The organism is Bradyrhizobium sp. B097, assembly GCF_038957035.1.
Lineage (GTDB): Bacteria > Pseudomonadota > Alphaproteobacteria > Rhizobiales > Xanthobacteraceae > Bradyrhizobium.
The window spans coordinates 8,671,959-8,690,006 of the sequence record NZ_CP152412.1 but is presented as its reverse complement, the minus strand read 5'-3'; the positions used below and the strand labels follow the sequence as shown (position 1 = coordinate 8,690,006).

The 18,048-nt window shown below is 64.2% G+C and carries 19 protein-coding genes; 8 read left to right on the top strand and 11 right to left on the bottom strand.

Features of this window, described 5'->3' with window-relative positions; all coding sequences use genetic code 11:
• Positions 1–4 precede the first annotated feature (4 nt).
• Entirely contained in the window at positions 5–961 is a 957-nt protein-coding gene (locus AAFG07_RS40020; RefSeq protein ID WP_342725059.1) for an amino acid ABC transporter substrate-binding protein, read from the top strand.
• Positions 962–1,144: 183 nt separating this feature from the next.
• Here the strand turns inward: AAFG07_RS40020 and AAFG07_RS40015 are convergent, their stop codons facing one another.
• The 3 genes from AAFG07_RS40015 to AAFG07_RS40005 all read right to left on the bottom strand — a co-directional run bounded on the left by AAFG07_RS40015 (position 1,145) and on the right by AAFG07_RS40005 (position 1,973).
• Positions 1,145–1,372, bottom strand: coding sequence for a hypothetical protein (locus tag AAFG07_RS40015; protein WP_342725058.1), 228 nt, complete (start codon positions 1,370–1,372; stop codon positions 1,145–1,147).
• 71 nt (positions 1,373–1,443) lie between these two features.
• Positions 1,444–1,590, bottom strand: a complete 147-nt coding sequence (locus AAFG07_RS40010) for a hypothetical protein (RefSeq protein WP_342725057.1) — start codon at positions 1,588–1,590, stop codon at positions 1,444–1,446.
• A gap of 116 nt (positions 1,591–1,706) precedes the next feature.
• Positions 1,707–1,973 (bottom strand): hypothetical protein, encoded by a 267-nt coding sequence (locus AAFG07_RS40005; RefSeq protein WP_342725055.1) that lies wholly within the window; start codon positions 1,971–1,973, stop codon positions 1,707–1,709.
• A gap of 201 nt (positions 1,974–2,174) precedes the next feature.
• Between AAFG07_RS40005 and AAFG07_RS40000 the strand changes: the two genes are divergently transcribed.
• Both AAFG07_RS40000 and AAFG07_RS39995 read left to right on the top strand, forming a co-directional pair.
• Entirely contained in the window at positions 2,175–2,531 is a 357-nt protein-coding gene (locus AAFG07_RS40000) for a response regulator (protein ID WP_342725054.1), read from the top strand.
• Between the two features lie 26 nt (positions 2,532–2,557).
• A complete protein-coding gene (locus tag AAFG07_RS39995) occupies positions 2,558–2,758 on the top strand; it encodes a hypothetical protein (RefSeq protein ID WP_342725053.1) in 201 nt (66 codons plus the stop codon).
• A 26-nt stretch (positions 2,759–2,784) separates the two neighbouring features.
• Here the strand turns inward: AAFG07_RS39995 and AAFG07_RS39990 are convergent, their stop codons facing one another.
• Positions 2,785–3,720, bottom strand: a complete 936-nt coding sequence (locus AAFG07_RS39990; protein WP_342725052.1) for a RimK-like protein — start codon at positions 3,718–3,720, stop codon at positions 2,785–2,787.
• Between the two features lie 297 nt (positions 3,721–4,017).
• Here AAFG07_RS39990 and AAFG07_RS39985 point away from each other — a divergent pair, with 297 nt between their 5' ends.
• From AAFG07_RS39985 to AAFG07_RS39975, 3 genes are all read left to right on the top strand, one after another.
• Entirely contained in the window at positions 4,018–4,791 is a 774-nt protein-coding gene (locus tag AAFG07_RS39985; RefSeq protein WP_342725051.1) for a ferredoxin--NADP reductase, read from the top strand.
• Between the two features lie 221 nt (positions 4,792–5,012).
• A complete protein-coding gene (locus AAFG07_RS39980) occupies positions 5,013–5,882 on the top strand; it encodes a patatin-like phospholipase family protein (RefSeq protein ID WP_342725050.1) in 870 nt (289 codons plus the stop codon).
• A gap of 674 nt (positions 5,883–6,556) precedes the next feature.
• The gene (locus tag AAFG07_RS39975; protein ID WP_342725049.1) at positions 6,557–8,182 is read left to right on the top strand and encodes an FMN-binding glutamate synthase family protein; all 1,626 of its coding nucleotides are present in this window, start codon (positions 6,557–6,559) and stop codon (positions 8,180–8,182) included.
• Positions 8,183–8,295: 113 nt separating this feature from the next.
• On the opposite strand, the gene AAFG07_RS39970 is transcribed toward AAFG07_RS39975, so the two are convergent.
• The 5 genes from AAFG07_RS39970 to AAFG07_RS39950 form a co-directional block, all read right to left on the bottom strand.
• On the bottom strand, positions 8,296–9,765 hold the full coding sequence (locus tag AAFG07_RS39970) for an FAD-dependent monooxygenase (protein WP_342725048.1): 1,470 nt from the start codon (positions 9,763–9,765) through the stop codon (positions 8,296–8,298).
• 198 nt (positions 9,766–9,963) lie between these two features.
• Positions 9,964–11,958, bottom strand: coding sequence for a carbohydrate porin (locus AAFG07_RS39965; protein WP_342725047.1), 1,995 nt, complete (start codon positions 11,956–11,958; stop codon positions 9,964–9,966).
• Positions 11,959–12,265: 307 nt separating this feature from the next.
• The gene (locus AAFG07_RS39960; RefSeq protein ID WP_342725046.1) at positions 12,266–12,505 is read right to left on the bottom strand and encodes a hypothetical protein; all 240 of its coding nucleotides are present in this window, start codon (positions 12,503–12,505) and stop codon (positions 12,266–12,268) included.
• On the bottom strand, positions 12,502–14,145 hold the full coding sequence (locus AAFG07_RS39955; RefSeq protein ID WP_342725045.1) for an NRAMP family divalent metal transporter: 1,644 nt from the start codon (positions 14,143–14,145) through the stop codon (positions 12,502–12,504). Before AAFG07_RS39955 ends, AAFG07_RS39960 begins: the two co-directional genes overlap by 4 nt.
• A gap of 177 nt (positions 14,146–14,322) precedes the next feature.
• Positions 14,323–14,622, bottom strand: coding sequence for a hypothetical protein (locus AAFG07_RS39950; RefSeq protein ID WP_342725044.1), 300 nt, complete (start codon positions 14,620–14,622; stop codon positions 14,323–14,325).
• Positions 14,623–14,959: 337 nt separating this feature from the next.
• On the opposite strand from AAFG07_RS39950, the gene AAFG07_RS39945 reads away from it, so the two are divergent.
• Positions 14,960–15,229 (top strand): metal-sensing transcriptional repressor, encoded by a 270-nt coding sequence (locus AAFG07_RS39945; RefSeq protein WP_050403822.1) that lies wholly within the window; start codon positions 14,960–14,962, stop codon positions 15,227–15,229.
• Positions 15,230–15,439: 210 nt separating this feature from the next.
• Here the strand turns inward: AAFG07_RS39945 and AAFG07_RS39940 are convergent, their stop codons facing one another.
• Both AAFG07_RS39940 and AAFG07_RS39935 read right to left on the bottom strand, forming a co-directional pair.
• Entirely contained in the window at positions 15,440–15,703 is a 264-nt protein-coding gene (locus tag AAFG07_RS39940) for a hypothetical protein (protein WP_342725043.1), read from the bottom strand.
• Positions 15,704–16,058: 355 nt separating this feature from the next.
• Positions 16,059–16,865: a creatininase family protein gene (locus AAFG07_RS39935; protein WP_342725042.1), complete on the bottom strand. Its 807-nt coding sequence runs from the start codon at positions 16,863–16,865 to the stop codon at positions 16,059–16,061.
• A gap of 145 nt (positions 16,866–17,010) precedes the next feature.
• Here AAFG07_RS39935 and AAFG07_RS39930 point away from each other — a divergent pair, with 145 nt between their 5' ends.
• Positions 17,011–18,042, top strand: coding sequence for an ABC transporter substrate-binding protein (locus tag AAFG07_RS39930; protein ID WP_342725041.1), 1,032 nt, complete (start codon positions 17,011–17,013; stop codon positions 18,040–18,042).
• Positions 18,043–18,048 lie beyond the last annotated feature (6 nt).

Here is an 18,048-nt window from a genome sequence, read left to right as displayed (position 1 = left end):
ATGCATGCATCGCGCCCGCTGGAAGCCGATACGGGCTGAGGCGCCCTTACTGTCGACATGCCTGCTGTCAGCATGTCTGCTGGCGGCGAGCCTGCTGATCGGACCGGTGTCCGCACAGCCGGCGGGCGAGGGGCTCAGCCCCACGCTCGCCAACATCAAGGCCACGCACGCGGTGCGGATCGGCTATCGCGAAAGCTCGCCGCCGTTCTCGTTCCTCGACCACTCCAACCGGCCGATCGGCTACAGCCTCGAGCTGTGCGATGCGATCGTCGACGAGATCGCGGTCGAGGTCGACGACGCCAACCTCAAGATCGACTACGTCAAGGTCACCTCCGACGACCGCATTCAGGCGGTCGTCGACAAGAAGATCGATCTCGAATGCGGATCGACCACCGCGAATGCCGAGCGCGGCAAGCAGGTCGCATTCTCGCCGCTGATGTTCGTGGCCGGTACCAAGCTGATGGTGCCCAAGGCCTCCGGCGTCAACCAGGTCGCCGGCTTGAAGGGCAAGACGGTGGTGGTGACCAAGGGCACCACCAACGAGCAGGCGATGCACAATGTCGACGCCAAGCAACAGCTCGGCCTCAACATCGTGACCGCGCCCGACCATGAGCTGTCCTACCAGATGCTGGTGGACGGCAAGGCGGATGCGTTCGCGACCGACGACATCCTGCTCTACGGCCTGATCGCGCGGCATAAGTCGCAGGACAAGTTCCGCGTCACCGGCGACTATCTGTCCTACGATCCCTACGGCATCATGTACCGCAAGGGCGAGCCGCAGATGAAGGACGTGGTCGAGCGCGCCTTCCGCAAGCTCGCCTCGAACCGCGACATCATCCCGCTCTACAACAAGTGGTTCGTCGCCCGCCTGCCGACCGGCGAGAAGCTCAACGTCGCGCTGTCACCGCAGCTCGAAGACGCCTTCAAGGCGCTCGACGATTCTGCGGGCGGAGCGAACTAGCGCGGAATGAGTTTGGTTGAATCGGCCCGCCGCGCTTTCGGTTAACCTCTCCCCGTCGGGGAGAGGTCGGATTGCTCTCGGCGATGCGAAGCATCGTCCAGTGCAATCCGGGTGAGGGGTCTTGCGCAACGCGCGCGGGCTTTCCAAGCGATCCTGAACTGTGCCGACGAACCGCGATTTCGTTCATCGCCAATAGCGATGCGACAAATCCAGGCACTGCCGGACCCAGTAGCCGTTCACATGGATCAACTGGCATGTGCTCGGCGGCGGCTCCTTGATGATCGGATATCCGTGGATGTCGATGTTCGTCGGGGCGGTGACGCCGCGCCAGAATACGGCGTTAGCGGCCGGTGGATTGAAGGCAGCGGCGAACGCCGTGACTGCGAGGAAGCTCAAAACAAGTTTGCGCATGATCTGTATCCGGATCGATTAATGCGGATCAGCGTACTCCCTTGAGCCGGATGAGCAAGCCGCTGAATGGATCAAAATGGCGGCGAGAATTTTGCGGCAAGCTGGACTGCCGCACGCGCGTAGCCGCCGTGGACCGCCATGGAAGCGAGGGCAACGATGCCGACCGCCGCCAGAACAACCATGACCTGGAAGATCGCGCGTCCAAGGATCGCTCCCATCAAAACTCCATTGATCCGGCGGGGATCTTGCTTCGAGTTTCCGCGCCGCGATCTCTGGAGCATCATCGGCAGGCGAGATTCCGCTGTTGAAGTCTGCGAACTCGTCGCTTCACCAGCTAGTGTCGCTCCGCGACAAGCCGATCGACCTGCTGCTTGAGCTCCGCTTCCATCTCGGAAACGATATCGCGCGGCAGGCGAGCACCAAAGGGATCACCGAGCGAACCGGTCGTCTCTCGCTCCATCGCCTGATGCCGCATGTCATTGGCATTCGGGACCGGGTCTTCGACCCGTCGTCGAGAGGATAGATAGCCGGGCGCGCCGGCCGCCGCGTCGGCTTTGTAGGGTTCAGAAAAATCCTGATCCGAGCGTACAGCGTTCTTCATCAGCTTTGCCTCCTGGCACGACTTCCTGTCCCCAGGCCCGAACCATCCGGCTCGTCTCTCATCAATGACGCGGCAACCTCGGATGTTGTTCCGCTCGGAACTTGCAAACGTCCGCCGGAACCCGCCGGTTATCGAGTCCGGAACCAGAACTTTAAGCGTCCTCAGTCATTGAACACTGGGGTTGACCGTTTGGAGGTTGCCATGGGCTACACGAGGTCAATTCACCAAACCGCAATTGTGGTCGAAGACGACACGATCCAGCGCGACATGATTGCGCTGTTGTTGAAAGAGGGCCATTTCGACGTTATCCAATGCGAGGACGGCGAGACGGCTGCGCTGGCCATCAAGATGCGTCACCCGTCACTGCTGGTCACCGACATCAAGCTCACGGGCAGAATGAACGGCATCGAACTCGCACAATGGGCGCTGGATTGCGACCCGGGAGTGCGCGTGCTCGTGATCTCGGGCCTGGCGCCGCCCAGCGATCTGCCTGACGGCGTCAAGTTTTTTGCCAAACCGGTTTATCCATCCACTCTGCTGCGCGAGCTGGCGTCGTAATTCCCGGCCGATCGAGACGCAGACCCATGCAAGACGATCCCGAAATCGATTGGCACCGCGAGCAGATCACGAGGAATCGTGAACTGCTCGCGGAGTTGCAATCCGGAAATGCGGCAGGCGCTGACGTGTTTCCGGAGACGCAAGCCGAGATCGACCGTCTCATCGCACAGGTCGAGCAATCGGAACTGATCGTCGCCGGTTATGAGAAAGAGCACCCGCGAGAATGATCGGGCACTCGAGGCAAGCGCGTCGCTTAGGCGAACACGGCGTCTAGCGCCGCCGAATATGCGGCCTCGACCAGCGCCGGATGCCGCCGGCCCAGCGCTTCCATCTTCACGCCTGAATTCACCTCGAGCACCTGCCACGCGCCATCAACGTGCACGACGTCGATGGAGGCGAAGCGGATGCCGACCGCCTGTGCGGCCTCGATCGCGAGCGCGACGCAGGCCTCGCGCGTCGCATCATCCGTGAGCAGCACCGGCTCGGCACCGGCATCGAGGTTGTGCCGCCAGTTGAGGAGAAGCCGTTCGCCGGCCGCAGGAATGGCGTCGAGCGCGGCGGCATCGAAATCCTCGCAGAGGGCCTTCAGCTGTTCGGCCGTCGCGGTCGCCTGCGCCAGCGCGCGCAGCGAGCGGACGCCGTCGCCAATCACCGACGGCCGTGTCTTGCGGTAGACGATCAGCGCCCGATCATCGAGTAGCACGACGCGCACCTCGTCCTTGATCTCGACGTAAGGCGAGATCGCAAGGCTCGGATGCGCGGCGAGGATGCGGGCGACCGCCGTCTCCAGCTGCGTTGGTGTCGTCACGCGGAAGACGAGCTCGCCGGAGGTCCCCTCGTTGGGTTTGACGACGAGGCCGTGCGGATGTTGCGCGAGCAGAAGCAACATCGCATCCAGCGAGTCCGATCCGGGGATGTGCTTGCTGAGCTTGCTGCCGAGAAACAGGCTGTGCGGAATGGCGGATATGCCGGCCGATGCCAACACTTCGGCGCAGGCCGATTTGTCGTTGGCGACCTGATGCGCGACCGCGCTGTTCAGCCCGATGTCGTAGCCGATCGCAAGCCGCCGCGTGTCGCCCTTGGTCATGATGACCAGCCAGCCGCCGGACCGCACCTCGACGGCAATGGAGCGCGCCAAACAATATTTTTTGATGGTTTCCAGGAAGATTCGCTGGCTGATCAGGACCACGAGATCATTTTCCCTTCATCGCGGTTTTCGTAGCAATTAATTGCCAGATCGGCGCCGATCTCAGCAAGTAAATTACCTGCAGCACCACGTGTTAACGATGTCGCGGTTGAACCTCTGCGCGAAATCGAACGACTGCCATTCTGAGATCGCAATTGCACGCCAGTTGATCTTGACTATCTCATGCATTGGCGCAATGGACACGCGAGATCTTCAATGATTTCGGCCACTTCAGCGCCGTCGCGAGCAGTCTAGAAATCAAACCATTCTAAATCTGATCAGTCGAGAAAACGAAATCCCATGAGCGCGTTCTATCGAGAGAAAGTTCTTTCTGTCCAGCACTGGACCGATACGCTTTTCAGCTTCCGGGCCACCCGCGATTCCGGTTTCCGCTTCCAGAATGGCCAGTTTGCCATGATCGGCCTCGAGGTCGAGGGCCGGCCGCTGCTGCGCGCCTATTCGATGGCGAGCGCCAATCACGAGGAAGAGCTCGAGTTCTTCTCGATCAAGGTGCAGGACGGCCCGCTCACCTCCAAGCTGCAGAAGATCCGCGAGGGCGACACCATCCTGGTCGGCCGCAAGGCGACCGGCACGCTGATCACCGACAATCTGATCCCCGGCAAGCGGCTGATGCTGCTGTCGACCGGCACCGGCCTTGCGCCGTTCGCGAGCCTGATCAAGGACCCCGAGGTCTATGATCGCTACGATCAGATCCTGCTGGTGCATGGCTGCCGCCAGGTCTCCGAGCTCGCCTATGGCGAGGAGCTGGTCGCCAAGCTGCGCGACGACGAGCTGTTCGGGCCGCTGCTCTCCGAGAAGCTCTCCTACTATCCGACCGTGACGCGCGAGCCGTTCCGCAACCGCGGCCGCATCACTGACCTGATCACCTCCAACCAGCTGTTCGCCGACCTGCATCAGGGTCCGCTCGACATCGAGACCGACCGCATCATGATGTGCGGCAGCCCGGCGATGCTGGACGAGCTGAAGCAGCTGTTCGAGACCCGCGGCTTCAAGGAAGGCAGCGGCAACACCCCCGGTCACTTCGTGATCGAGAAGGCGTTCGTCGAGCGCTAACGAATTGTCGTCCTGGCGTAGGCCAGGACCCATTACCACCACTGCTCATTTGACTAAGGCTGGGGCCCCACCGGGCTCCAGCCTTTTGCATTTGTGGTTATGGGTCCTGGCTTTCGCCAGGACGACGCCCGTGTATGTGGCGCCGTCCGTTCCCTCGCTGCTATAACGCCCTCAACGCCGCGCAGCCGTTTCCCGAACGCGGCGATCCAGGGAGCAGCGCCTTGTCCATCACCGATCCGGATGCCCCGAAGACCGCCTTTGTGTTCGCCGGCGGCGGCAGCTTTGGCGCGGTCCAGGTCGGCATGCTACAGGCGCTGGCCGCGCATGGCGTGGCCGCCGACATGGTGGTCGGCTCCAGCGTCGGGGCCTTGAACGGCGCGTTCTATGCCGGCGACCCGACGGTCTCGGGCGTGGCGCGGCTCGCCGAGATCTGGCGCGGCCTGAACCGGCAGGATGTGTTTCCGGTGAGCTGGCGGACGCTGGTGGGCTTCCTGTGGCGGCGCGACTTCCTGATCTCGCATGACGGCGTTCGCAAGCTGATCGACGATTACATCCCGTTCCGCAATCTCGAGGACGCGCGGCTGCCGATCCACATCGTCACGACGGACATCATCAGCGGCGACAGCGTGGTGCTGTCGGAAGGCTCGGCGGCCGAAGCGATCGTCGCGTCGACCGCGATCCCCGGCGCGTTCACGCCGGTGCACTACCGCGATCGTTACCTCGCCGACGGCGCGATCTCCAGCAACACGCCGGTCCGCGTCGCCGTGAAGCAGGGAGCAAAGCGCCTGATCGTGCTGCCCACCGGACATGCCTGCGCCAACCAGGCGCCGCCGGTCGGCGCGCTCGCCAATGCGCTGCATGCGCTGACGCTCCTGATCGCGCGGCAGCTCGTCAACGAGCTCGAGAACATCGGTCCCGACGTCGAGTATTTCGTGGTGCCGCCGCTGTGCCCGCTGGTCGGCTCGCCCTACGATTTCTCCCGGACATCCGATCACATCGCCCGTGCCCTCGACACCACCAATGCGTGGCTCGACAGCGACGGCCTGAAGGCGGGGCATATCCCCCACGAAATGCGGCCGCACGACCATTAGGCGAACGGTGCTCTCTCCTCATCTCTCCGCAAGCGCACCCGCATGCGCGGATGATCACACCGCGTGGTCTGATGCCTTGAATCGCGAACCATCCTCATCGTCGTCCCTGCGAAAGCAGGGACCCATACGCCGCGGCGGATCTTGTTGCAGGGACTCGTCGTTCCAGGATCGCCCAACAATTGGCAGTTGTGGTTATGGGTCCCTGCTTTCGCAGGGACGACGTCCTGGAGGGGCCGCGGACACAACGGCGGGCGTCTCGACGGATGGCCGCAGGGAAGTACCGCGCCAGGGTTTTCCCCATACACGATGGCCCCCCGCAAGCGCCACGGCGATCGCCGCAGAGTGAGGACGTTCGTCTCTACGATTTCGGAATAATGGAATAATGCCGGTGAGTTGCCCGACATGTCAAGTTGCGCTGTCGAACGCCGGTAGTTGCCGGCTACTGTGCATGGGGTTGTTTTCGATATTTTGACGGGGCGCCATTGTGGAGCCCCACTGCGCTGCATTGCAAAAGTCGATTTCAAATCAATTTGGCCGGTTGCGGCAGCCGCACCCGCCCATCCGGGCGGTTGTCACATCTGTGACTGCTCGGCCGTATAACCGTAGTGCACTTGTTCCGCGAGTTGGATTAGCTTACGGCCGACGGGGTATTCAAGGCAGACCGGAGGGATTTGATGGATACGATGCTGCTTCCGTTCTCGCCGCGCTTCATCGTGCTGACAATCTGCGCCGTCGTCACCGCGCTCCTGCTGCTGGTCGGGATTTTCGACCACAAGGTCTTCAAGATCGTTGTGATCCCGCTGGCGATCTTCGGCGCGCTGACATTGCTCGGCATCCGCGACCTGACGCAGAAGAACCATGCGGTGCTGCGCAACTACCCGATTTCGGCGCATGTCCGCTTCCTGCTCGAGGAAATCCGCCCGGAGATGCGGCAGTATTTCTTCGAGAGCGAGAAGGACGGTATGCCGTTCTCCCGCGACACCCGCGCGGTGGTCTATCAGCGCGCCAAGATGGTGCTCGACAAGCGGCCGTTCGGCACCCAGGAGGACGTCTATCGCGAGGGCTATGAGTGGATGCACCATTCGGTGGCGCCGAAGCCGAAAGCCGACCAGAAATTCCGCATCACCATCGGTGGCCCCGACTGCACCAAGCCGTATTCGGCCTCGGTCTTCAACATCTCGGCGATGAGCTTCGGCGCGCTCAGCCCGAACGCGGTGCGGGCGCTGAATGCCGGCGCCAAGAAGGGCGGCTTCGCCCATGACACCGGCGAGGGCGGCGTCAGCCCCTATCACCGCGAGATGGGCGGCGACATCATCTGGGAGGTCGGCTCCGGCTATTTCGGCTGCCGCAACCGCGACGGCACCTTCAATCCGGAGCTGTTCGCAAGCGTTGCCGACGACGACCAGATCAAGATGGTCGAGCTCAAGATCAGCCAGGGCGCCAAGCCCGGCCATGGCGGCGTGCTGCCGGCCGCGAAGGTCTCCGAGGAGATTTCCAAGATCCGGGGCGTGCCGATGGGCGAGGACTGCATCTCGCCGGCCTATCACAAGGCGTTCTCGACGCCGCTGCAGATGATGGAATTCGTCGCCGAGATGCGCAAGCTGTCCGGCGGCAAGCCGGCCGGCTTCAAGATGTGCATCGGCCATCCCTGGGAATTCCTCGCGATCTGCAAGGCGATGAAGGAGAGCGGGCTCTATCCCGATTTCATCGTGGTCGACGGCAATGAAGGCGGCACAGGCGCTGCGCCGCTCGAGTTCATGGACCATCTGGGCATGCCGATGCGCGAGGGCGTCAGTTTCGTCCACAACGCGCTGATCGGCATCGGTGCGCGCGATCGCATCAAGATCGGCGCCTCCGGCAAGATCGCGACCGCCTTCGACTTGGCGCGCGCGATGGCGATCGGGGCCGACTGGTGCAATTCGGCGCGCGGCTTCATGTTCGCGCTCGGCTGCATCCAGTCCCTGAGCTGCCACACCGATCGCTGCCCGACCGGCGTCACCTCGCAGGACCCGATCCGCAACCGCGCGCTCTACGTGCCGGACAAGATCGAGCGCGTGTACAACTACCACCACTCGACCCTGCACGCGCTGACCGAGCTGCTCGCGGCCGCCGGCCTCGAGCACACCAAGGATCTGCGGCCGATCCACTTCTCGCAGCGGAGCTCGACCACCGACGTCCGCACCTTCGCACAGCTTTATCCGGCGCTGCGCCCGGGCGAGCTGCTCGAAGGCACCCAGGATCCCCGCTACCGCGACGCCTGGGCGATGGCGCGCGCGGATTCGTTCCAGCCGGCGGGGTAGGGACGAAAGCGTCGCTTCGTAGCCCGGATGAAGCGTGGCGAAATCCGGGGCCGCTCTCTCCGGATCGACCGATCCCGGATTACGCTTCGCTCCATCCGGGCTACGCATGTTCGTCAAGCTGATGGCGCGCCGAACCATTTGGTCAGCGCCTCGGCGAGGCCCGACTGACTCCGGTCTCCGACCCACGCCACGTAGCCGTCGGGCCGGACCAGCACCGCGCGGGGCGCCGCAACCGTTCCGAGCGCGGGAAGCTCCCACGTGCCGGCGTAATCGGCGTCGACCAGCCGAACCCGGTCAGCCCATCCCGTGATGTCGAAGCCGCCGGGTTCGCCAAAGTTGAGCAGCACCGGCCGCGCGCCGTGCAGCAGCGCGAAGACCGGCAGCGGGCCGCTCGTCGTCACCAGATCGAGATCGGGCATGCGGCGTCCGAGCAGCGGATGGCCGTCGCCGAGATCGTAGTGCAGGTCGAGGCCCGACATCATCGCGGCGAATTTTCGGCGCGGCTCGTCCATGCGCAGCAGTTCGGAGACGATCTCGTGCAGCGCCTTGCTGCGCGCGTCGGTCCGGCTGAGCGCGACATGCGCCATGGTGTTGCGTAGCACGCGGGCCGCCACGGGATGCCGTTCGGCCTGATAGGTGTCGAGCAGGCCGTCAGGCGATGTCAGCTTGACCAGCTGGGCGAGCTTCCAGCCCAGGTTCACCGCGTCCTGCACGCCGATATTGAGACCCTGTCCGCCCATCGGCGGATGCACATGGGCGGCATCGCCGGCCAGCAGCACGCGCTGCTTGCGATAGGTCACGGCCTGCCGGGTCATGTCGGTGAAGCGTGATATCCAGACCGGGCTGTGGATGCCGAAATCGGTGCCGTACACGGCGACCAGCCGCTCGCTGACGTCACCCAGGGTCGGCTCTCTGTCGGTGCCGAGTTGCAGCTCGGTCAGCACGAGCCGCACCCGTTCACCGTCTTCCACCTTGCCGATGGCATAGATGCCGGCGTCGTCCTCGCGAAAGCCCCATTCCGGTTCGTCCGATATCTCGGCCTCGGCGATCAGCCAGCTCCTGGTCGGATCCCATCCGGCGAATTCGATGCCGGCCGCCTTGCGGACGATGCTGCGGCCACCGTCGCAGCCGACCAGATACTGTGCGCGGAGCAACTGGCCATCCGACAGCGCGACATCGACGCCATCGTCGTCCTGCGTGAAGCCGGTCACCTCGCGCCCGCGATCGATCGGCATCGCCAGTTGTTCGGCCCATTCGCCGAGCAGGCGCTCGATATGGTTCTGCCGCAGCCCCAGCGTGAAATTGCGCCGGGTCGGGAAGTCGGCGATCTCGAGCGGAACCAGATGCGAGTGGAACAGCACCGCCGGATGGCGCGTCCCCAGCGCGACGAAGCGGTCGCCGATGCCGCGCTGATCGAGCACCTCAATGGTGCGCGCGTGCAGACCGCCGGCCCGCGCGCCGATCAGGTCCGGATTCTCGCGCCGCTCGACAATCGCAACATCGACACCGGCCAGCGCCAGCTCGCACGCCAGCATCAGCCCGGTCGGCCCTCCGCCGGCAATCACCACCGCATGTTCCCGCATCCCGCACTCCTCCGTTCGATTGGGCGCGCGTTCTACGGGATGACCCCGGGCTTGCGGCAAGCCCGGGGGGTCTACATATATCTGAGTGGGGAGAGGGCTTTTGCTCCATCGAACCAGTCCCGAGACATCATTGCGAAGAGCGGCGCGGCAAATTCGCCGTCGTCCCGGCTTTCGCCGGGACGACGAAGTTGGCGCGCCTCAAAACTCGCCGTGGATGCGGCCGGAGAAGATGTGCACCGGGCCGCGATCGGCGTTGTAGGCGGGGTTGGTGATGAACTGATAGTCCGCGGTCAGCGTCAGGCTCTTGTTCACCTGGTAGGCATAGTAGGTTTCGAAGATCCGCTCCGGGCTGTAGTTCAGCGCGCCGTCGCCGATCAAAAGACCCAGGCCGCCGGCGGCGAGGTAGTCGCGATGCGCTGACGACAGTCCGTTGACCGCGCCGCCGATGCCGATCGTGTCGTTCGCCCGGCCCCAATAGCTGCCCTTGATCGACACGCCGCCGGAGACGCTGCGGTCGACGTCGGTGAACGACAGGATCTCGTTCTGGCCGTCGTTCCAACTCAGGCGGCCGAACAGGCCGACATCGGTTGCGATCTGCTGCTCGCCGTTCAAGTAGAAGCCGTACTTGGTGTTGTCCTTGCGGATACCGGCCATCACGTCGTTGATGTCGAGCCCGGGGTTGGCGTCCTCGATCGCGAGCGCCTGGCGATAATTGCCGGTGTTGCCGCGATTGCCGAACACGCCGACGCGCAGCTTGCCGGGTTGATCGAAGATCGAGTAGCGGCCTTCGAATTCCACCACCGCGCCGCCATTGTTGGCGTTGAAGACCAGCACGTCGCTGTTCGGTGCATTGGGCACCTGGAACACGCCGGCGCGCACCGCCCAGTCCTTGCGGTTGAGCTCGACCACCGCGCCGCGGGTGTACCCTGGCAGATCGGCCGGGAAGTCGTAGGCGGCGGAAGCCCACATCGCCCAGTTCATGAAGTCGGCGCGCGGATCCTTGGCGTAGGAATTGCCGTCGAAGAAATCGCCCACCGCAAAGCGGCCGACCACGATCGTGAGGCGGTCGATGTCGCGCTTGCCTGCGATCTGGTTGGGGCCGTCGGGGACGTCCTCCTGCTCGCCGCCGAAGCCAAAGGTCTGCTTGAAGTAATAGCGCTGCGGCCGGATCTTCGGGAACGCGGCGCCGGCCTTCTGCGCCTCGCCGTTCGAGAAGCCGGCGAGGCCGAGCGTGCCGTTGAGGCCAAAGCCCTGCGCCGTCTCCGGATTGAAATAGAACTCGCCGCCTTCCCAGAGCCGCACGCCGAGAAACGCTGTCGTGGTCCAGGTCTCCTGCACTTGCCCCGCGCCCGGAAGGCTGTTGGTGCCGGAATAGGGCGCGCGGAACGACGGATAGCCTTGCGCGAGCAGCGTCGTCTGTCCGTGCACGCTCCAGTCGCTCGAGTCCGGCAGCGCGGCGCGCGTCGGCGTCGCCGACCAGGGCGAGTCGCCGAGCTGGTAGTTGAGGCCGAATTTCAGCAGGTGAATGCGCGGGTCGATGCTGACGCCGGGCATGCCGAAATCGTTGAGACCGAGCGTGCGCCGCGACAGATCGATGTAGTCGTACTCGACCTTGGCCGTCCAATTGCCGCTCACCGCGAATTCGGCACCGGCGCCGACGGTCCAGCCGGTCTGGTACTGGCCGGGCTGCGAGATCACATTGTCGCCGGCATCATTGACTCTGACCTCGGTGTGTCCCCAGGCGAAGCCGCCGGTCACATAGGGCATCCAGGTGCCGAAGCTGTAACCGGCGCGGCCGCGCAGCGTGCCGACATAGTCGATCGACGAATTAAAGGGCCCCGGCACGCGCCGCGGCTGATCGGTCGGGCCGGTGAAGGTCGCATCCGCCTCGACGCCGAGCACGAAGCGGTTGGCGAATTCCTTGTTGTATCCGGCCTGGAAGCCGCCGATCCCGCCGGTGATCGTGGGCGGAAAGAACACGCCCTGTTCCAGGATCGGATTGGTGCCCGGACCCAGCGTGCCGTCGCCATAGCCGACATGTGCGCCGACATAGAATCCGGTCCAGCTGTAGACCGCCCTGGCGGCGGGAGACTTGAGGGGCAGGTCGGCCGCGGAGGCCGGTGTGCCGAATGCCGCCGCACCGAGCGCTGCGCCGGCGGCGATCCGAACCCGGAAGAGACGGACGCAGGTCATGACGCGGCTTTCCGCGAACGGTTGGCGGTTTCGCCCGGCATTGCAGATTTGGCGGCCACTTGCCACCCGAGATTTGAATTCATCGCCCGCCGTCCCCGGTCCGATCCGTGTCGTCCCATCCAAAGCCAGATCAGCACCTACCATCCTCCGCGGCTTGTTGCAAGTAATTCGCAATAGCAACTGAGGCGCGCGGGATACCTCTCCGATTTGCACGCCACTATGACAGTCGCGTAACGCCCGGAGGCTGTGAGCCTCATCCGCTGCGATCGACCGCGCCTCTGTGGCAAATCGGTCGAGAACCGACCGTTCAATCGAGGCCACCATTGTCTTCGTCCCTTGTCCTGATGAATGCCGCCTGCGAGGTGCTGCCCAGCACGACCCTCGCGCCGGCTCGTTCGACGCATTGCGCCATCGACAGCGCCGTCCGCAGGTCGGCGCCTGAAATCACACGCCGCTGATAGAGCGCGGTTGCGCTGCGCAGGATGGCGCTTGCCAGCCTGAACAACACGATCGCGCCCCATCGTCGGCCGCGGCCGAGTGTCGTCACGCCCCCACCGTGGCGAGCTCGACGATCCGCAGCAGCACGAGGCCGGCAGCGACGACGAGGTAGCCGCGCAGCACCAGCATCCAGATCCGGCTCAGCGGGCTGAGCCGTGCCGGCGGCAGCCGGTCGAGCGGCGGCATCCGCCAGGTGTCGCGGTCGAACAGCGGCGGCTTGTGCTTGAGGCGGGAGGACGCGCGACCGTGTGACAGCATCTCGTACAGCTTGACGGCCGCGGTGACCGCGAGCGCGAGCAGGCTGCCACCAGCCAGGATGCCGATGATCCATTGCTCGCTGAGATCCGGGAACAGCACCGCGGCAGTCAGGATCACTGACAGCATCACGAGGCCCGCGACCACCGCGCCGGTGAACAGGTTCAGCCTGACAGAATTGACCCACGGCCCGAGGATGTGGCGGTCGTTGCACAGCAACAGCAGGAACACGGTCGCGCTCGGCAGCAGCACGCCGGCCAGCGTCTGCACCGCGTTGGTGAGCAGTCCGAGCGGCGTGCCCGGCGTCAGCACCAGCACGGCGGCGAGCACGATCAGCCCGCAATAGACGCCGTAGAAGCCTTTCGCGTCCCACGGCTTGCGGTGCAGCGAGTGCTTGACCGCGAACACGTCACCGATCGCATAGGCCGTCGAGAGGGAGACCGCGGCCGCGCCGATGATGCAGGCATCCAGCAGTGCGAGGGCAAACAGCACCGCCGGCAGCCGGCCGGCATATTTCTCAAGCCCGACCGCGGTCCCCAGCGCGTCGGTGTAATTGCCGAATTCGGGCTTTCCGGCGAACACTTCGGCGCAGAACGAGATCATCGCGACGGCGCCGACCACGACCAGCACGATGCCGATGCACAGATCCATCCGCTCATAGCGGATGAAGCGCGGCGTGATCCGCTTGTCGACGATGTAGCTCTGCTGGAAGAACAATTGCCACGGCGCCACCGTGGTGCCGACGATCGCGACGATCAAAAGCATCACCTCGCTGAGCTTGGCGTCCTTGGGCATCTTCGGCACGAAGAAATCAGCCGCGATCTGCCCGACCGGCGGATGCACCATCAGGATCACGGGCACCAGCAGCAGGCTGCCAGCGACCAGCACGATGCCGAAGCGTTCGAAGCGGCGGAAGTCGCCGGTCGAGACCGCCAGCATCACGATCACAGCCGAGGCCAGCACGCCCCAGAACTGCGATACGCCAAGAAAATGCAGCGCGAAGGTGATGCCGATGAATTCGGTGACGATGGTCAGCGCGTTCAGCACCAGCAGATCGATCACGCTGAAGGCGCCCCAGAACTTGCCGAAGCGTTCGAAGATCAGCCGCGCATGGCCGACGCCGGTGACGGCGCCGAGCCGCACCACCATCTCCTGGTTGACGTAGAGCACGGGGATCAAGAGCAGCAGCGTCCACAGCAGCGTGGTGCCGTAATTCTGTCCGGCCTGGGTATAGGTGCCGAACGCGCCGGCATCGTTGTCGCCGACCATCACGATCAGGCCGGGGCCGACGATCGCGAGCAGCGTCTTCAACCGGGCGAGCAAGGTCGCGCGCGGCGCGGTGTCGTCCCGCGCGATAGTGCCGAGCGCGCCGTGGATGTCGCCGACATGCGCGGTGTCGAGAATGGCGGTTTGGGTGGTGTTGGTGTCAGTCATATCGCGTCCCTCTCGCCGCCTTTCGGGCACGGCGAGAGGGACGCGGCGCGGTCAGGCGCGCACGTCTCCGCTGCCGTGAGCAGCGGCATTTCCAGATGTCATGCAGTTTGAGAATCCCGTTGCTGCGCCTGAGTGCCGCGCAACGGGGCAACTAGGTCCTTCGTCCATGGTCGTCTCCTAAGCGCAGGCCGCGGTCTTCAGTGCGGCGCGCGCAGTCATCACGCGCGGGCCGAAAAGCCGGCCCGCGCGCCGCTGACGGTCGAGATCACCGCCGGTGTCGTCGATGGCCCACCGGCACTCCAGGCGGCCGTCGATCAGGATCCAATGACAGGCCGGGGTTGGACGCCGGCGATCCGCCGGGCGGCGAAAACCCGGCAGGTTGTCATTGGAATAGGTGGCCGCCCGCGGCGGGATCTGCCGCGGCTCGACAACGCGCCGCGGGCTTGCTTGCCGGAATTTTGCGAGCTTTTCGAACATCGCTCACCTCCACTTCCGCTGTCGCGCGGCAGGCCGGTGAGGAGCAGGCGATTACGCGAGGCGCGACCACCCATCCACGCAGGCGAAATCTGCGCGATCAGTCTTGCTGTGTTGCGGCGTCAATAGTCCCGTCAGGGGTCTACTGTCGCCTGAGTTGCTACTGCCCATGTGCCTTCTGTGTTGGCTCGTGGTCGGGTTGATGTCCGGGGTCAGACCCCGGTGCGGAACGCATGTTCCGATCATCGGGCACTACGCCTGCCACAATGGCCTGTCAAGCCGATTCTGCTATCCTCCGGGGAGGATCATGATTATCCTCCAGGGAGGATAGGAGAATCGAATGTCAGACGACCATCCGCACGCTGCAATCGCCCGGCGCCTGAAGCGCGCCAACGGCCACCTCGAGACCATTGTCGAGATGATCGAGCAGGGCCGGCCCTGTGCGCAGATCGCCCAGCAATTGCAGGCGGTGGAGAGCGCGATCGAGAGCGCCAAGAAGGCGCTGATCCACGATCACATCGGCCACAGCCTGGAAGAGACGCTGAAGGCATCGGGCCCGAAGGGCCGCAACGTGCTGCGCGACTTCCGGCTGATCGCAAAATATCTGTGATCCGAGCCCGCATGTCGCGAGCTCGCAACGGTTGACCCGCCCGGGGGGATGACCGGACGGGTCGTGCGCGACACGGGGTGGATGAGGACCCGTGCCGAACGCAGGATCCGCAGCCCTAGAGCCTATTCGGCTCTAGATTCTTATTTGACGTGTTTTCTTCACGCGAACCGGTGCCCACTTCGCTCGAAAACACTATGAAAATCCTGTCGATCAATAGCAGGAGCGCACGCGGCCGATGTAGTTGCCGTAGGCGTCGAACTGGCGCACCCAGACGCAGCGGCGATAGCCGCCGTCGTAATAGCCGTCACTGGCCGCGATCGCGCTGCCGACGATAGCGGCGCCGACGAGGCCCGCGCCAACGCCCCAGCCCCAGCCATACGGCTTGGCGTTAGCCTGCGACGTGGTGGACGCGATGGTGCCGGTCACGGCGAGCGCGGTGAGGGCGAGGGCGGCAAACTTGGTCTTGATCGACATGGGACACTCCATCCTGTTTGAGCGCGGCGCCGGTGTGGTCCGCATGCCCGTTGGACGGAGGCTTTTCGGTTCCGGTTCGAAGGCTGTTCCGGAAATATGGTTTCGTGGATTGTTTCGTCGCGGCGAAAGCGCAACGGGGTTGGGCTGAATCGGCCGCGAGCGCGGTGCACCTCTCCCCGTCGGGGAGAGGTCGGATTGCGAAGCAATCCGGGTGAGGGCTCTTGCCCTCTCGATAGACCGTAACCCCTCACCCGATTTGCTGCGCAAATCGACCTCTCCCAAGGGAGAGGTGAACCTTCGACGCCGTTTCCAGCTCAACCGTATCTCATGCGTCAGCACGACAAAGCGGTCCCGGTCAGTTGCCGCGAAATACGCCCGGATCGAACCGGTCGACGTCGGCCAGCAGCTCGCAGAACGCCCGCGCGCCGTGCTCGATCAGCTGCTCGCCTTTCTCGGCCGAGGCCTTGGTCGCATCGCCGATCGCACCGTTCGGATTGAGGTCCTGCGCCTGCCAGGCGAACGGCGCCGGCCGCTGGGTCGACAGGAAGCGGTGGTCCTTCTCGATCTGCACGCTCGCGGGCTTGAAATCCGCGATCGCATCCTTGCGCACATGTTGCGGATACTTCGCCAGCATGATCGAGGTCTCGACCGCACCGCCATGGATCCCGTGACGCAATTCGTCGGCATCGAACAGCCCGTCGGGCGTGCCGAAGCGCGACCAGCTCGTGGTCACCACCAGCATCTTGTGTTGCGCGCGCAGGTCCTGCGCCACGAGCTGCATCGCGGCGGAATTGCCGCCATGGCTCGTCACCATCACGAGCTTCTTGATCCCGGCGCGCGCCACGCTCTCGCCGAGCGCCATCCAGCTGTTCAGCGCCACCTTGGTCGGCAGCGTCAGCGTGCCCGGAAAATCGATGTGCTCAGTGGAGATGCCGACCGGCTGCAGGGGCAGGAACGTGGCCGGGATGGCCGCCGGCAGCAGCTCCTGAACCCGCGCCAGATACGCCTCGCCAATCATGACGTCGGTTCCCAGCGGAAGATGCGGCCCGTGCTGCTCGGTCGCGGCCAGCGGCAACACCGCGATCCAGCGCGCGGCCGCACCCTCGGCGAGGTCAGGCCAGTGGATGGCGGTCCAGTCACGGGGCGGAAGCTGAGAAGTCATCAAGCCGGTCGTTTCAATACAAGCGTTTCATGGGATGGATTTGCGGGCTAGTTTGTTTAACATCAGCGAGGCATTCGCGTCTCCGGGCGCGGTCCACGTCTTCCCGCCTTCCATCATGGGCCATAATGATCGACGGAGTCCAACCATGATCCCGGCCTTTTTGTCGCGAGCGTTAACCACGGCCTTTCTGGCGGCCACCCTCGGCGTTTCCGCAGGCCTCGTCCCGGCGCGGGCGCAGACTCTGGACAAGGTCTCGTTCGGCACCAACTGGGTCGCCGAGGGCGAGCATGGCGGGTTCTTCCAGGCGCTCGCCGACGGTACCTACAAGAAATACGGCCTCGACGTGTCAATCGTGCCCGGCGGTCCCAACGAGAACAACCGCATGCTCTTGATCGCGGGCAAGCTCGACTTCTTCATGAGCGCGAACTCGCTGCAGACCTTCGACGCCGTCACCAACAATGTGCCGCTGGTCGCGGTCGCCGCGATGTTCCAGAAGGACCCGCAGGTCTTCCTGACCCATCCCGAGGTCAAGGTCGGCAAGATCGAGGATCTGAAACCGCTGACGCTGCTGATTTCGAAGGAAGGCATCACCAGCTATTTCCAGTGGCTGAAATCCGAATACGGCTTCGACGAGAACAAGGTGAAGCCCTACACCTTCAACCCGCAGCCCTTCATCGTGAACAAGCAGACCGCGATGCAGGGCTATGTCACCTCGGAGCCCTTTGCGGTGGAGAAGGCCGCCGGCTTCAAGCCAAACGTGCTGTTGCTCGCCGACTACGGCTTCAACTCCTATTCGACCTTGATCGAGACCCGCCGCGACCTGGTCGACAAGAAGCCGGACCTGGTGCAGCGCTTCGTCGATGCTTCCGTTGTCGGCTGGTACACTTACGTCTATGGCGACAACTCCGCCGGCAATGCGATGATCAAGAAGCTCAATCCGGAGATGAACGACGAGCTGCTGGCCTATTGCGTCGCCAAGATGCGCGAGCACGGCATCGTCGATTCCGGCGATTCCGTCAAGAACGGCATCGGCGCCATGACCGACGAGCGGATGGCGAGCTTCTTCGACAAGATGGTGCGCGCCGGTGTGGTCAAGAGCACCATCGACTATCGCCAGGGCTACACGCTGCGCTTCGTCAACAAGGCGGTCGGCGTCGAGCTCAGGCCGAAGAACTGAGGGTGC

Excerpts from the sequence above, each read along its gene's own strand:
- AAFG07_RS40020 (WP_342725059.1), top strand. The coding sequence starts at position 5 with ATGCATCGCGCCCGCTGGAAGCCGATACGGGCTGAGGCGCCCTTACTG.
- AAFG07_RS40015 (WP_342725058.1), bottom strand. The coding sequence starts at position 1,372 with ATGCGCAAACTTGTTTTGAGCTTCCTCGCAGTCACGGCGTTCGCCGCT.
- AAFG07_RS40010 (WP_342725057.1), bottom strand. The coding sequence starts at position 1,590 with ATGGGAGCGATCCTTGGACGCGCGATCTTCCAGGTCATGGTTGTTCTG.
- AAFG07_RS40005 (WP_342725055.1), bottom strand. The coding sequence starts at position 1,973 with ATGAAGAACGCTGTACGCTCGGATCAGGATTTTTCTGAACCCTACAAA.
- AAFG07_RS40000 (WP_342725054.1), top strand. The coding sequence starts at position 2,175 with ATGGGCTACACGAGGTCAATTCACCAAACCGCAATTGTGGTCGAAGAC.
- AAFG07_RS39995 (WP_342725053.1), top strand. The coding sequence starts at position 2,558 with ATGCAAGACGATCCCGAAATCGATTGGCACCGCGAGCAGATCACGAGG.
- AAFG07_RS39985 (WP_342725051.1), top strand. The coding sequence starts at position 4,018 with ATGAGCGCGTTCTATCGAGAGAAAGTTCTTTCTGTCCAGCACTGGACC.
- AAFG07_RS39975 (WP_342725049.1), top strand. The coding sequence starts at position 6,557 with ATGGATACGATGCTGCTTCCGTTCTCGCCGCGCTTCATCGTGCTGACA.
- AAFG07_RS39970 (WP_342725048.1), bottom strand. The coding sequence starts at position 9,765 with ATGCGGGAACATGCGGTGGTGATTGCCGGCGGAGGGCCGACCGGGCTG.
- AAFG07_RS39965 (WP_342725047.1), bottom strand. The coding sequence starts at position 11,958 with ATGACCTGCGTCCGTCTCTTCCGGGTTCGGATCGCCGCCGGCGCAGCG.
- AAFG07_RS39955 (WP_342725045.1), bottom strand. The coding sequence starts at position 14,145 with ATGACTGACACCAACACCACCCAAACCGCCATTCTCGACACCGCGCAT.
- AAFG07_RS39950 (WP_342725044.1), bottom strand. The coding sequence starts at position 14,622 with ATGTTCGAAAAGCTCGCAAAATTCCGGCAAGCAAGCCCGCGGCGCGTT.
- AAFG07_RS39945 (WP_050403822.1), top strand. The coding sequence starts at position 14,960 with ATGTCAGACGACCATCCGCACGCTGCAATCGCCCGGCGCCTGAAGCGC.
- AAFG07_RS39940 (WP_342725043.1), bottom strand. The coding sequence starts at position 15,703 with ATGTCGATCAAGACCAAGTTTGCCGCCCTCGCCCTCACCGCGCTCGCC.
- AAFG07_RS39935 (WP_342725042.1), bottom strand. The coding sequence starts at position 16,865 with ATGACTTCTCAGCTTCCGCCCCGTGACTGGACCGCCATCCACTGGCCT.
- AAFG07_RS39930 (WP_342725041.1), top strand. The coding sequence starts at position 17,011 with ATGATCCCGGCCTTTTTGTCGCGAGCGTTAACCACGGCCTTTCTGGCG.